General features: G+C 50.0%; 11 protein-coding genes. 8 read left to right on the top strand and 3 right to left on the bottom strand.

Going from position 1 to position 13,874, the window contains the following annotated elements:
* The first annotated feature begins 61 nt into the window (after window positions 1-61).
* Together ACGHZ6_RS09075 and ACGHZ6_RS09080 are read left to right on the top strand one after the other, a co-directional pair.
* Entirely contained in the window at window positions 62-1,597 is a 1,536-nt protein-coding gene (locus ACGHZ6_RS09075; protein WP_390618519.1) for a phytoene desaturase family protein, read from the top strand.
* Complete coding sequence (locus tag ACGHZ6_RS09080; RefSeq protein ID WP_390618520.1) at window positions 1,590-2,780, top strand: FAD-binding oxidoreductase; 1,191 nt, start codon at window positions 1,590-1,592, stop codon at window positions 2,778-2,780. The genes ACGHZ6_RS09075 and ACGHZ6_RS09080 overlap by 8 nt, the downstream gene beginning before the upstream one ends.
* 13 nt (window positions 2,781-2,793) lie before the next feature.
* On the opposite strand, the gene ACGHZ6_RS09085 is transcribed toward ACGHZ6_RS09080, so the two are convergent.
* On the bottom strand, window positions 2,794-3,414 hold the full coding sequence (locus ACGHZ6_RS09085) for a TetR/AcrR family transcriptional regulator (protein ID WP_390618521.1): 621 nt from the start codon (window positions 3,412-3,414) through the stop codon (window positions 2,794-2,796).
* Window positions 3,415-3,846: 432 nt separating this feature from the next.
* Window positions 3,847-6,312: a phosphatidylserine/phosphatidylglycerophosphate/cardiolipin synthase family protein gene (locus tag ACGHZ6_RS09090; protein ID WP_390618522.1), complete on the bottom strand. Its 2,466-nt coding sequence runs from the start codon at window positions 6,310-6,312 to the stop codon at window positions 3,847-3,849.
* A gap of 376 nt (window positions 6,313-6,688) precedes the next feature.
* Between ACGHZ6_RS09090 and ACGHZ6_RS09095 the strand changes: the two genes are divergently transcribed.
* The 3 genes from ACGHZ6_RS09095 (at window position 6,689) to ACGHZ6_RS09105 (ending at window position 8,704) form a co-directional block, all read left to right on the top strand.
* The gene (locus ACGHZ6_RS09095) at window positions 6,689-7,282 is read left to right on the top strand and encodes a TetR/AcrR family transcriptional regulator (protein WP_390618523.1); all 594 of its coding nucleotides are present in this window, start codon (window positions 6,689-6,691) and stop codon (window positions 7,280-7,282) included.
* A 20-nt stretch (window positions 7,283-7,302) separates the two neighbouring features.
* Window positions 7,303-7,911, top strand: coding sequence for a glutathione S-transferase family protein (locus ACGHZ6_RS09100; RefSeq protein WP_390618524.1), 609 nt, complete (start codon window positions 7,303-7,305; stop codon window positions 7,909-7,911).
* 97 nt (window positions 7,912-8,008) lie between these two features.
* On the top strand, window positions 8,009-8,704 hold the full coding sequence (locus ACGHZ6_RS09105; protein ID WP_390618525.1) for a hypothetical protein: 696 nt from the start codon (window positions 8,009-8,011) through the stop codon (window positions 8,702-8,704).
* Here ACGHZ6_RS09105 and ACGHZ6_RS09110 read toward each other — a convergent pair.
* Window positions 8,680-9,282 (bottom strand): GNAT family N-acetyltransferase, encoded by a 603-nt coding sequence (locus tag ACGHZ6_RS09110; protein WP_390618526.1) that lies wholly within the window; start codon window positions 9,280-9,282, stop codon window positions 8,680-8,682. The genes ACGHZ6_RS09105 and ACGHZ6_RS09110 overlap by 25 nt on opposite strands.
* A gap of 223 nt (window positions 9,283-9,505) precedes the next feature.
* On the opposite strand from ACGHZ6_RS09110, the gene ACGHZ6_RS09115 reads away from it, so the two are divergent.
* From ACGHZ6_RS09115 to ACGHZ6_RS09125, 3 genes are all read left to right on the top strand, one after another.
* On the top strand, window positions 9,506-10,648 hold the full coding sequence (locus ACGHZ6_RS09115; RefSeq protein WP_390618527.1) for an acyl-CoA dehydrogenase family protein: 1,143 nt from the start codon (window positions 9,506-9,508) through the stop codon (window positions 10,646-10,648).
* A 258-nt stretch (window positions 10,649-10,906) separates the two neighbouring features.
* The gene (locus ACGHZ6_RS09120; RefSeq protein ID WP_390618528.1) at window positions 10,907-12,172 is read left to right on the top strand and encodes a DUF917 domain-containing protein; all 1,266 of its coding nucleotides are present in this window, start codon (window positions 10,907-10,909) and stop codon (window positions 12,170-12,172) included.
* Window positions 12,173-12,245: 73 nt separating this feature from the next.
* Window positions 12,246-13,799: an ATP-binding protein gene (locus ACGHZ6_RS09125; RefSeq protein WP_390618529.1), complete on the top strand. Its 1,554-nt coding sequence runs from the start codon at window positions 12,246-12,248 to the stop codon at window positions 13,797-13,799.
* The last annotated feature ends 75 nt before the right edge of the window (window positions 13,800-13,874 follow it).

Below are 13,874 nucleotides of genomic sequence, written 5' to 3' on the forward strand. Positions count from 1 at the left end.
TCTGAAAGTCAAACTTAACACTGTTAAGATTGGCCTCAATAATAATCAGGAGCACAAACACATGACCGTTTTTGATGCCATCGTCATCGGCGCAGGTAATGCCGGGCTTACCGCCGCTACTGCGCTACAGCGGGGTGGGGCAAACACCCTGCTGTTAGAGAGACACAATATTCCCGGAGGCTGTGCCACATCCTTCGTCCGTGGTGATTTCGAATTTGAGGTCGCCCTGCACCAGCTCAGTGGTATGGGCACGGAAGAGCAGCCGTTTGTGATGCGCCAGATCTTTGATCAGCTGGGCATTATGGACAAGATCGAGGTGGTGGAAGAGCACGATCTGTATCGCATGGTACTGCCCGGTGAAATCGATATTACCTTGCCTGCCGATTGGGACGGCCTGCAGCAGGTGCTGATTGAACGCTTCCCCCACGAGGCAGAAGCCATTCCGCGCTTTATGCAGGTGGTGGAATCCATCAGCCTGGAATCCTTTATCAATGTGCCGCAACTGCAGCGCAATAACGATCAGGAATTTTTGGATAACCAGTGCGTTAATTACAAGCGCTATGGTCTGCGTCCTGCCAAGGAAGTGTTCAGCGAGTTCTTCAGCGATGAAGATCTGATTGCCGTGTTGGGCGCCTACTGGTGTTACCTGGGCGTGGCCACCAAGGATTTACCCTTTGTGGATTTGGCGGTGATGATTTATGTCTACGGCAAGTTCAAGCCTACTCATATTAAAGGTGGCTCCCAGGCGATTTCCAGTGCCTTGTTGGAATCCTTCCAGCAGGCCGGTGGCCAGGTGAAGTTTAATTGTGGTGCCGAAAAAATTCTGACCGAAAATGGTGTGGTTACCGGCGTTATTGCTGAAAACGGTGAGCGCTATCAGTGTAAAACCGTGATCTCCAATGCCAGCCCGATTCATACCTACCATGAACTGCTGGATATGCCCAAGCTGCCACAGCAAGCCTCGCAAGATCTTAAATCCCGCCGCATTGGTACCTCTGCCTTTGTCTTGTATGTAGGTGTTGATCAGTCACCTGAAGAGCTGGGCATTAAGAATGCCTCCACCTTTATTGTCGATAATCGCGATGAAGAAAAAGCCATTGAAGCGATGGGCACGCTGGATGCTCCGTCCAGCATTATGGTGACTTGCTACAACATTGAAGATCCCGACTTTGCGCCACCGGGTAAAAGTTCGCTGTCGATTTTGTGTTTGCAATACGGTGAGCCTTGGGAATCGGTACCGGAAGAAAAGTACACTGAAACCAAATACCAATTGGCCGAAACCTTAATCAAGCAGGCCGAGAGAGTGTACCCGGGTATTCAGGAGCATCTGGAGCAAATTGAAGTGGCGACACCGTTAACCATGATGCGTTACTTGAATACCCCCGGTGGTGCCATCTACGGCTTCGATCAAAATACTCAAGACAGCAATATATTCCGTGAACGTATGGATGCCATTGACGGGCTGTATATGTCCAGTGCCTGGTACGGTATGGGCGGATTCCAGCCTACCTATATGAGCGGCCATAAAACCGGCCATGTTGCCTTGAAATACATTGCCACAGCTGAAGAAACTCAAGAGGTTGCTGAAAATGCCTGAATATAAATCATCCTCCCAATCTGTGTTTCAACAAATTGTCGGTTATCAGGAAGCCTTAAGCCATCAGGAACAGTTGGCCTTGCAGGGCACTAACTTTGCCGAGCAAAAAGGTAAGGTGGCCGGTAATATTGCCAAGTTGCATCCCAAACGTTTACAGCTGAAAGTCATCGACATTATTGAAGATACGCCGTCTACCAAAACCCTGCGTGTGGCGGCTGCCGACGGTTCGCTGTTACCACCGTTTCAGGCTGGGCAATATATTAATCTGTTTGTCACGGTTGATGCCGAAGGTAAAGCGACCGACAGTGCGCGCCCCTATGCGATTTCATCTTCATCGCAGCAACGCCACTATTATGATTTAACCATCAAGCGTGCCACGCCAGGGTTTATTACCCATCACTTGCTCGATCAGGTGAAGGTGGGTGATGCGCTAACCAGCACCGGCCCTATGGGTACCTTCTACCATAACCCGTTATTCCCGGCCAAAGAGCTGGTGTTTTTAGCGGGCGGCTCCGGCATTGCCCCGGCGCGCAGTATGATTCTCGATATTGCCGATCGTAATCTGGATTACACATTCCATCTGATTTATCTGTCCAGCTTTGAAGACGATGTGATTTTTGATGAAGAGCTTAAAGAGCTGGATGCCGAGTATGATTTTCTCACTTACCATAAAGTGATTTCTCGCCCCGGCGAGGATTTCACCGGGTTGCGTGGGCGTTTATCAGAGGAGCGCTTGCGTGAGTTGATTGGTTCGGTAGACGACAAAATGTTTTACCTGTGTGGCCCCACACCGTTTAACGAATCCTGCCGTGATCACCTGCAGGCTATGAACGTGAAGCCGCGTCATATTCGTATTGAGGCCAATGGCCCACCGAAAAATCCGGAAACCCTGGACGCGTGGCCAGAGCAATTGGCACCAGCGGAAGAAGTAACCGTCACCATTCAAGGGCAGGGCAGTTTTAAAGCCCGCGTTGATGAGCCGCTGTTAAACAGTATGGAGCGTAACGGGTTTACCGCCGAGAACGCCTGTCGCTCGGGCGAGTGCAGTTTGTGTCGGGTAAAAGTGGTGAAGGGTTCGGTATTAAATCCGCCGGAAGCTCACCTGCGTAAAACCGATGCCCAATACGGTTGGACCCATTCCTGTGTGGCCTTCCCGCTGGAAGATATTGAAATTCAGCTCTAACGCGGTTTTAGCGTTAGCGACGAAGTGTCATCTTGGCTAAAAAGGATTTTAAATCGAGGTTTTTTGGTACGCTAAGATGGCCTTCAATCAACAACGCTGAAATACCGTGCACCATGCCCCAGGCACCCAGTGCCTGGTAGCTGGCCAGTTCGGGGTCGCTTATTTTTTCTTCAAACGCTTTAAACAGCATTTTAAAAGGGCGCTTTAGGGTGATGCTCTCTTTGGTCATGTCCAGAGTGGCGGAGCTTAGGGACTCTTTTAAACCGCGAGTTTCCACTTGCCCCAGCATTAACCGGTAAAGCTGTGGGTTATCCAACGCAAACTGTAAATAGGATGCGCCGTAGTTCAGCACAGTGTCTTCCAGGTTATCACCCTGCGCAGCGACGCTCTCATCAAACGAATCGGCGAGTAATTCATAACCGGCTTCGGATACCCCCTCAATCAGTTCCTTTTTATTTTTAAAATGCGAGTAGGGGGCGGTATGTGAAACGCCTACTTCGGCGGCTATGGCGCGAAGGGAAAGAGAGTCGGCACCGTCACGTTCAAGAATTACCAGGGCAGCTTCGATTAAGGATTCCCTTAGGTTTCCGTGGTGGTAGCTGGTGGATTTTGTATTGCTTTTGGTCCGACTCATTAGGGTGTTTCTATTGAATAATGTAGGCGGGGAGTATATCTGAAAGGGGGTAGTACGTCATTTCCGATTGAGCAGGCTGAGGTCTATTATCACTGCAATTTAGTTTATGTCGCTCCTGCGTAGGCAGGAGCCTAGTGGCTTTGACTTACTTTGACGCTGACACTTACTCTTTAATGTTTAAAAACCAAAAGTCACTGGACTCCTGCCTGCGCAGGAGTGACGTTAGATAGACAGGAGTGACGTTAGATAGAGTGAGTGCAAAATTAGCACGCCATTCCCTCGAAAGAGGGAATCCATTTTCGTCGGTGAGTAATACTGCTCAAATCATTACCTAGGTGATTACCTATAGCGCAAGATTTAAAGCTACCCACTTCGTAGCACTGGATTCCCGCCTTCGCGGGAATGGCGTCTGAGGGTGAGGTGTATCTGCTGTTACGGATACTCCGCCGTACAAATACTTGTCGCCTCAGCCTCACTCTTCGAATAAGCCTGAACCTCCATCTGAATACACACATCCCGCGGGTTCGATTGCCATTGCGTCGTACAGTTACTCATCTGTACAACCGGATCAATGGTTACATCATCCCCAATCGCATGCTGCCAACAAGCAGAAATTAAATCTTGCTCCATCACATCAAAGGCATGTGCACGGCTGGTTTGAATGGAATACCAGATATAACTCGGGTGGTTGGCACCAACCACTGGAGCAAATACACCGGGCTCCAGCTCGATTTCAGCCACGCTGTTAACGCCAAAGTTGGTCAGGTTGTAGTGATCGGATAGCCAGGTTCTTACCGGGCTGCCATAAGCCACGATCGGTAGGGCATCGTTACCCAGCTCACCGGATTTGGTCAGCACCTTCAGCATATCCAGCACATAGGGTTCGAAGTAGGTGTAGGTGCCATCAAGGCTGCTGCCTTCACTGGCCGGGGCGGCAATGGGGGCAATATCCAAAATGGTTTCAAACAGGCTGGCTTCGGGTTGGGCGACGCCGTTGAGTACCAACAGGCTTTCCCAGCGTTGGCTGGTGCTGGAATTTAAATAGTCCTGCTCTGTTAACGAATAATCCGGTGGGAAGTGCAGCAGCTGTACCGAGCGCTGATTTTCGGTGGCCAGGCCAAGCGGCAGGAAGAAGCGCCATTCCGCACTGTTCCAAATGCCGTCGTCTTGCAGGTCATCAACCGCATTGACGGCCAACATACCTGCACTTAAAAACGCTGGCACGGTGGTGGCGTAGTCATTAATCACCGCAGAATCACCGCGAAGAATAGTTTCATAGGTGCTGCCGTCTTTATCCACTACCGCACTGGCGTTGGCAATACCATCGCGCTCAAGGCGTTGAGTCAGATAGTGCTCGATGGTTTGCTCCAGTGTCATGCCGTTGCTGGAATTGGGGTAGCTGTATAAATCCGTCAGGTTGGTGAGGTTGCCTAAATCAAAACGCACTTCGTGGGAGGCTTGCGCGGCGGGCAACATGGCGTAGCTACGCAGTTTTTTCAGTGCCGATTTGCCTACGTAATAAGTAGCACCCAGGGCTTCCATCGTAGTAGGGCGATCATTGACAATCGCGTTAGCTGCGCGGGAATCCAGCGCCGCATCAATATCCAATTCGGTTAAGGTGGCATTGGCGGCAACGGCCATAACGGCGGTGGCTTCTACGGCGGTGAAGGCGACGTTTTCCAGAATAATACTGTCGTGGGTTAGGCTGCCGTCACAGTTAAGTGCGCCTTTGGCTTCACAAAAACGGCGTTGGAATTCCCCCTCGAACTGATCAGCCACGTTGGCATCGTGAATAATCAGCATATTCTCATCGTTGGCAAATGAACCCGCGCCGGATGCATTCAGCGAGCCTGTCACTACCGTATTATCCACCACCCAGTATTTATGGTGCATTTTGTCGTGGCTACTCACCGATCCAACAAAGGCTTCTGCAGGATTATTCCAGGGGTTGTTGGGGCTGTTGGTATAGGCATCTACCTCATAGGTGCCGTTGGTGTTGGGTTGCTGGGTGCCCAACATATCGAGGAATTCACTGTAGTAGCGATTAAAGAAAGAGCTGTCGCCAACCCCTTCAACACTGACACCGGCATCAAACCGCGTTTTTAAGGTGTCGGCAAGAATTTGGGCGCTAAAGACAAACTGGGCTAAATGCACGCGGGTTTGTGCCGAGGCAATGTGCGTGTTCAGTGAGTCGAGAGTAGAGCCTGCATAGACAGTAGGGGACTGGGGGGCAAACTGAATATCTATGCGAATATTTTCATTGTCGGTATAAAAGGTTTGCAGCGCGTGGTCGGGTTTGCTTAAACCAAACTGGGAATCGGTTAAGCCCCCCGGGCCATCGCCCCACATAATATTAAACTGGCTGGTAAAGGCGGTGGCCAAACCGGTGGAGTCGATGGTGATAATATTATTGGCGTTACCTTCACCGTCGTAACCGCCGTTGCCGTCCGGATCACCGTGCAAGCCGCTGTGAGTAAAGTTGGCGGAACCGGTCAGCACCTGGGTGCCATCAACAATAATAAATTTGTTATGTTGCGAGCCACTACCGGCGCTGCCATCGGCGGTATCATCCAGCCAGGGCACATTATTGTTGGTGAGAATATTTAACGCCGCCTGGTTATCGGCGCCGGTGTTTTCATTGTCGGTAATCAGGCGCACAGCTACGCCACGATCCTTGGCCTCCTTTAATGCGGTGGCAATGGCTTCGTTATCCAAATCATAAATAGCCACATCCACGCTGGTGTTGGCGTCATCAATAAAATCGGTAATGACGGTTTCCAAACTGGCAGTGGTGGCGGGGGCATTGGCCGGGTGATTAAAGTACACCTCAATATCACCGGCATACACCGGGGCCACGCAGGCCATTAACAGGCTGTATCCAATACTTTTTAGCTTCATCGGTGTTACTCCTTGTGACTGTCCTTGTTGTACGACCGGGCAGGGTCGCAGCTACCACCTGCAGGAAGGTGGTATATCAAAAAAGATGAGTACGAATTACGGAGAGAGGGTGAGAATGCTGAGCCATATAATCCATCAATCCGTGGCTAAGAAAGCGTCCGTGCATGGTTCATTTATGAATGTTTTATGAACGATACACATACAAAGGTACTAGCTACTTTAGCACTATGGTTTGAGTCGTCAACAGCCGGAGTGGAGCCGATAGGAGGTAGCCCAAAGGAGATAAATTATGTTGTACAGGCCTGTACAAGTATTGTTATGATGTTAAAAAGCGTACGAAAAATGCCCTATGGGCCAGGCAAGAAAGGGATAACCTATGGCTGGAGTATTGAAGTTTGACCGCGAGGAAGCTGTTGCCACGGCAATGATGACCTTCTGGAGCCAGGGGGCGTCTAATGTGTCGGTAAAAGCCTTCTGTGACCAGGTGGGGATTACCCGTTCCAGTTTCTACAATACCTTTGGCTCACTGGATAACCTGTTTGAGGAATCGCTGGATCTGTATCTGCAAGATGCACCTGCAAAACGCCTGAAGCGAACCGATATTTCGGCCTTGGATGGTATTCATGCCATGTTTAAAGTGCTGTGCAAATTCAGGGCAAGCGATAAGGCCCACAAGGGCTGCATAGTGGTTAACGGCCTGACGGAATTACATAGTCTGGAAGAGGGCATGCAGTTAAGTGTGCTCAACCGCGTTAACGACACCATCGATGCTTTTAAGCAGGCATTAAAAACCGCCGTAGAAAATGGCGATTTAGACCAGGATTTTAATGTCGATACCACAGCGCTCGCGCTGGAAACCCTGGTGATTGGCATCAACACCATTTCAAAAGTTGTTCATAAAGAAAAAGAGCTGTGGGCCATTGCCGAGTCCACCTTGCTTGGTTTGGGCATCAAACCGTCCGCAGCGTAATAACCAGTAGGAGAGAGAAAATGTTAACACTGCACCACGCCCCCCAATCCCGTGCCGGCCGTATTGTCTGGTTGCTGGAAGAATTAGGTTTAGAGTACCAACTGAACCGTATGGATTTTCATCCTAAAGACCTTAAGTCCGATGAGCACCGCGCCCGTCACCCGCTGGGTCGCGTACCTGTACTGGATGATGGCGATATTAGCCTGTTTGAATCCGGCGCTATCGTCGAGTACCTGGTGGCACGTCACAGCGATGGTCGTTTAAAGCCCGAGGTGGATTCCCCCCTGTTTCCAGAATACCTGCAATGGTTCCACTATGTGGAAGGCATGATTATGCCGCCTATCAACACCATTGTGGTTCAAACCATTCTGTTACCACCCGATCGCCGCGATGAAGTGGTATTAGGGCAGGCGCAGCGTTTACTGTCTAAAGCCTTGGTCCCCGTTAACGAAGCGCTTGAAGGTCGTGAATATATTATTGGCGACTTCTCCGCTGCCGATATTATGATGGGCCATTGCTGCTATATGAGCCGTAACCTTAAGTGTGTACCCGAAGAGCTGGAGCATATTCACGCTTATATCAAACGCGTTGAACAGCGCCCACATTTCCAGACTGGCATTAACGCTTGATCTGACGGCAAAGCGGCAAAGGATTGCCGCTTTTATCGCCTTTTCCCAGGCATAAAACTTGCTCTAACCAACACCAGATATTTTGGAGGAGCAGGTAATGGAAACCCACACCCAGTTCGGTATCGCATTCACACAAACCCAGGCTGTAAACGTTAATAATCCTCTGTCCCCGAAAGAGGATGAACAGTCTGCCGCCAACACACCAGCCTCCTCCCAGGTATTACTCAGCCAATCGGCGACCGTCAGCAAGCATACCCAAGAGCAAATGGTGGAGAAGTACGAAGCTGCCGTTGCTGATGCGCAAGCCAAGTCACAACCTGTGAGCTTGGATGATGTGTCCGGCATTAAGTTCTTTAACGAGGCCGATGTAAAAGCCTATGAAGAGAATTTGATGTCGGTGCTGTCGCAGCGCGGTATTGATACCTCGCAACCGATACAGTTTGGTTTTGATTATCAGGGCAATGTGGTTGTTAAAAACGACCACCCCGATAAAGAAGCGATCGAGGCTGTGTTTAAGGAAGATATGGAACTGCGTAATGGCATGGTACAAACTTCCCAGCATTACCTGTTTAAAGAGTTGTATGCCTTGCATCAGCAGTGGGCGCAAAAAATAGAAAGCGGTATGTCTGAAGAGATGGCAGGTAACTGGTTAATCAACGTAGTGCAGCAGGCGGTTAATAAAAGCAGCAGTGAGGGGGTTACCCTAACTGCTGAGGGCTTTCAGGATCCGTTTGGCCAGAGCAGTAATAACAGCTTGGCGATGAATACTTATAAAACCAATTCCATTTTGTAGGCAGGGGCAATCCCGGCATCTTCTATGGGGAAGGTTTTCTTTTCAATAACCTCAAGCCCTAAGCGGGTATAGAGTGCCTGCCCGCGTGGATTAGCATCAGACACATCAAGGCCAAACACGGAATAATTATCTCGCCGGGCTTGTTCCAGAATTTGTTGGATCATTTGTGAACCAATGCCCTGGCTACGGTAGTGCTGATCAACACCGAAATTGGATAAATACAGCTCACCCTCTCGCGGTGGCTTCATCACGCTGGCGGTATGGCCGACGTTCGTCATGACCGTTTCAATCGTTTTGGTGTCAAAAAAGGCCACCATATTGTCGAGGCTGCCTTTGATCAGTTCGGGATAACGCTGGCCATCATAAAAGCAGCCTGTGCCTACAACGGTGCCATCCTTTACTGCCACGGTGACGTTACGGTAACCGGCAAAGCCCTCACCCGAGGCAAATTCATATTCCAGGTAATCAATTGCTTGGTCGCCGTAGAGGTATCGATACACGTCCATGCCGGAGCTGTACATGAGCTCGGCTATAGGGCCGCGATCGTTGGGGCGAGCTTGTCTGATTTCGATAGCCATAACATCCATATTCCCAGGCGAGTAGTGGAGTCTTACTCTATCATTTGAGAGTAGGCCGTCAACAGTAACGGGTTAACACCTTTACCTGTGAGGTTATGTTCGCGCTGGGCCGGGCTATCTAAAATAGAACGTTTGTCATAACTATTATTTAGGCAGTTCCAAGCGGCCGGAACAAGGTGCAGAATCTGCTTTATGCCATACCCATCTAGAGAGAGACCTAGCTATGATCCCAAGAACAGTCTATGACGCCGAGCACGAGCTATTTCGTGAAAGTGTGCGTAAATTTATCGAAACCGAAGTCACCCCTTACCACGAGCAGTGGGAAAAGGACGGCCAGGTAGACCGCGGCCTGTGGCAAAAGGCCGGTGAGCAGGGCTTTTTGGTGCCTACTGCGCCGGAAGAATACGGTGGTGTGGGGGTGGATTACCGCTATAACGCTATTATCTCTGAAGAGCTGGCCCGTTCTGGTTGTAACGGCCCAGGTTGGCCGCTGCACAGCGATATTGCGGTACCTTATATCTTAAACTTCGGTAGCGAAGAGCAAAAGCAGAAGTACATCCCAGCCTGTATCAGTGGCGAGATTGTTACCGCTATTGCCATGACTGAGCCTGGTGCCGGCTCTGACCTGCAGGGCATTAAAACCTCCGCCGTACGCGATGGTGATGATTATGTGATCAACGGTTCGAAAACCTTTATCACCAATGGCCAACACGCTGATGTGGTTGTACTGGTGGCTAAAACTGATCCAGAAAAAGGTGCCGCCGGTACCAGTTTGTTCCTGATTGAAGCGGGCACCCCAGGTTTTGAGAAGGGCACCAACCTCGACAAGCTGGGCATGAAAGCGCAGGACACCTCCGAGCTGTTCTTTAACGATGTGCGTGTGTCTAAAGATGCGCTGCTGGGTGAAGAGGGTATGGGCTTTATCTACCTGATGCAGGAACTGCCACAGGAGCGTTTGCAGATTGCCCTGGTGGCCATTGCCAGCTGTGAGTCTGCACTCGAATACACTACCGAGTATGTGAAAGAGCGTAACGCGTTTGGTAAAACCGTGGCCGGTTTCCAAAACACCCAGTTTAAACTGGCGGAAATGGATACCGAAATCACCGCTTGCCGTGTGTTTATCGACCGCTGTCTGGAGCTGCACGTACAGGGCAAACTGGACCCGGTAACCGCAGCAAAAGCCAAACTGCTGTCCACGGAGCTGCAAGGCAAAGTCCTCGACCAGTGTCTGCAGTTACACGGTGGTTACGGCTTTATGTGGGAATACCCCATTGCCCGTGCCTACGCCGATGCACGTGTACAGCGTATCTACGGTGGTACCAGCGAGATTATGAAGCTGATTATTGGTCGGAGTATTATCTCCTAAGCTGACCTGATTTCTTTTTTCATTTCTTGGCCTTTATCTAACTTGGGCAGATCAAGCTAAGTTAGATAAGGCTAAGTGAGATATATCCTACGCTTGTAGGATATGTCTCACACGATTATTGCATCTTGAATTACAGCATCCCCGGGCGAAATGCCTACGTATTGCTCTGCTTTTATGCTTTGGTATAAAGTGCTGCTGAGAAGCCTCTAACGACTTCTGTCTTCCCATGGATCAACTGCTGTATCAGGATGTATAGTTATGGATAAACCCCTCGAGCACGTCGATGCTCTGAAACAATTTCAAACCCTGGAAAATTTCGGCTCAAGTTGTGACAGTGAGCTAACCTTCGAACTCAGCCCGCAAGATCTTAAAAATGTCGTCTACGGCGCCTGCTTTTTTGCCTCCGGTGGTGGTGGCCCCATCAGCATGGCCGAGCAGTTTCTAAAAGAGATCACCGGCCCGGTTAAGTACATTAATCCGAACCAATTAGCCGCAGGTAAAATGGCCGTTATCCTGGCGGATATGGGCTCCCCCGATGCCGTGGCTGAGGGTAGAGGCTTTACTGCCCCGGTGAATGTTTATCAGACTATTTCCAGCTACATGAAAAGTCAGGGCAAGGATATTGAGTACATCATGCCCATCGAGCTGGGGGCGGTGAACACGTTAATTCCTTTCTATATCGCCTTTAAACTGGGTAACAGCGTACCCGTGATTAACGCCGATCCTTCCGGCCGGGCGGTACCTCAGTTAAATGAAACCCTGCTTGATGTGGCCGGTGAGGCTATCTGCCCGGCAGCGGTTGCCTCTGATACTCAAACCAGTAATCACAAATGTGCCTGGTCCGGTGGGCAGTATTTGTCACAGATGTTTTTTGATCTGTCGGCAACGGAGCTGGAAGATCAGAGCCGTGTGGTGGTTTCCGGCCCTGGTTACGATCAGGTAGGGGGGTTGGCCTGTTACCCGATTGATGGCGCCCAGCTGAACTCTGATATTCCGGCTAACCAAAACAAGTTAATTCAAGGCTCTGTCGGCCTGAGCTGGTTTGTCGGGCAATTGATTCTGTCACAAGTCAGCCCATCGGTGCTGTCAGAGTGTTTGGCGATTATCGGTACGCAAAACTATCAGTGGATGAACGGCACCATTACTGATATCGATAACCGTACTTCCGGCGGTTTTGATGTGGGCAAAATTGTACTGAGCAATGGCAGCGACGAGCTGTGGGTTTACTACAAGAACGAAAGCCTGCTGGCCTGGAATCCGACAACTAAACAACCGTTGGCAATGGGCCCCGATGGGATCAGTCTGATGCAAAGCTCTGGTAGTGGTGACACTGGGTTACCGGTTTCCACGGCTGGTATCGCCAAAGGTGATCAGTACACCGTGTGGGGTTTTGCGATTTCGGAGAAAATGCGCAACAGCTCTACGGTAGCTCTGTTCCAGCAGAATATTGATGAAATTCTTGCTGCTTTCCCTGAAGATAAGATCACTATTTCAGGTTACACCCCGATCGAAGAGCTGAACTAAATCGCTCTACGCCCGGTGTGTCTTTGTGCGCCGGGCGTTTTATTAGGGCAGCAAACCGACCAGGAACCGTTCAATGAGCTTTCAGAAAGACCTTCCCTTAACCAACCACCTGTTTAGCGGTATATGGCAAAACAGCCCGGATAATTTTTTTATCCTGGAAGTGTGTGGGGAAGACTTTCGCTTTGTAGGGATTAATCCGGCGCAGGAGCGGGTACTGAACCTAACCAACAGTGAAGTAGAAGGCACCAATCTGCGCGATATGATCGAGCCGGACTTCTACGATTTTGTCACCCGTAATTATCGACGTTGCCTGCAAGAGCAGCGATCCATTCAGTACGAAGAAGAGGAAGCCTTTACCAGTGAAGAGATCCGCTGGTGGAGTACCATGCTCAATCCTATTCGAGATGACGAAGGCAATATCCGCTATATCTACGGCATCTCCCGAAATATTACCGAGCTAAAGCGTTCACAGATTCAATACCAGGAGGCCGCCAAGGCCGCCGAAGAAGCCAACCGGGTAAAAACCAACTTCCTGGCGAATATGAGCCATGAAATGCGCACACCGCTAAACGGTATCGCGGGTGCTGCCAATCTCATTTTAAACAGTAATAACCCCGAGGAAACCCTCGAGCTTGCCGCACTGATCAGCCAGTCGGCCGATGCCCTAACCCATTTAACGCAGGACATTTTAGAGTACGCCAAAATCGGTGTGGGCAAACTGACCCTGGAGCCAGACTCTTTCGACTTTCACCAGGCTATCGATTCGGTATACCGCTTACTTTTACCTCAGGCACAGAATAAGAATATTGAGTTCACCCTGACACTGGAACCACAGGTGCCGCGTTACCTGTTTGCCGATGGCCAGCGCATCAAGCAAGTACTGCTTAACCTGGTTGGTAACGCCGTTAAATTTACCGAGCAGGGTGGTGTTAACTTACAGGTGCGTGTCATTGATAGTGATAGCGCCCAGGCACATATAGAAATACAGGTGCAAGACACGGGTATTGGAATTAAAGAGGAGCACTTCGACAAACTCTTTAAACCCTTCAGCCAGGTAGACGACAGTAAAACCAAGCAGTACGAAGGTACTGGACTGGGGCTGGCCATCAGTAAAAGTATTGTTGATTTAATGGATGGCGAGATCAGTATGAGTAGCCAGATCGGGCAGGGCAGTGTGTTCACCGTTAACTGCGCCATTGCCCTGGGGCAACCTGAAATCAAAGAAGATATTGCCGATCAGCAACTGCATGGACACTTCCTGATTGTAGAAGACAACAGCGTCAATCAGATAATCCTGAAAAAACTATTACTTAAACACGGTGCCCAGGTAACCGTGGTCGCTAACGGTCAAGAGGCCCTGGCTGCCTGCCAAACAACCGATTTCGATATGGTGTTAATGGATTGGCATATGCCAGTGATGGATGGCTTTGAAGCAACGCGGCAGATACGCCAGCAGTTAGATCACTATCACAAGGTGCCAATCATTGGAGTGACAGCCAATGTGATCGACTCGGAAACCGACCATCACTTACAAGCCGGTATGAACGATGTGCTCACCAAGCCTATCAGGCGTGATGAGCTGGTGCCTAAGCTATATGAATGGTTATACCTCAACGATATTGACTGATCGTCCCTGTAAAACTGTGGTGCATTGAATATAGCCGCGAATGTAATAGACTTAATGTACCCTAATCCTAAGAGC

Origin of the sequence: Maricurvus nonylphenolicus (assembly GCF_042854845.1) — a bacterium.
In the GTDB taxonomy this organism is placed as follows: Bacteria; Pseudomonadota; Gammaproteobacteria; order Pseudomonadales; family Cellvibrionaceae; genus Maricurvus; species Maricurvus nonylphenolicus.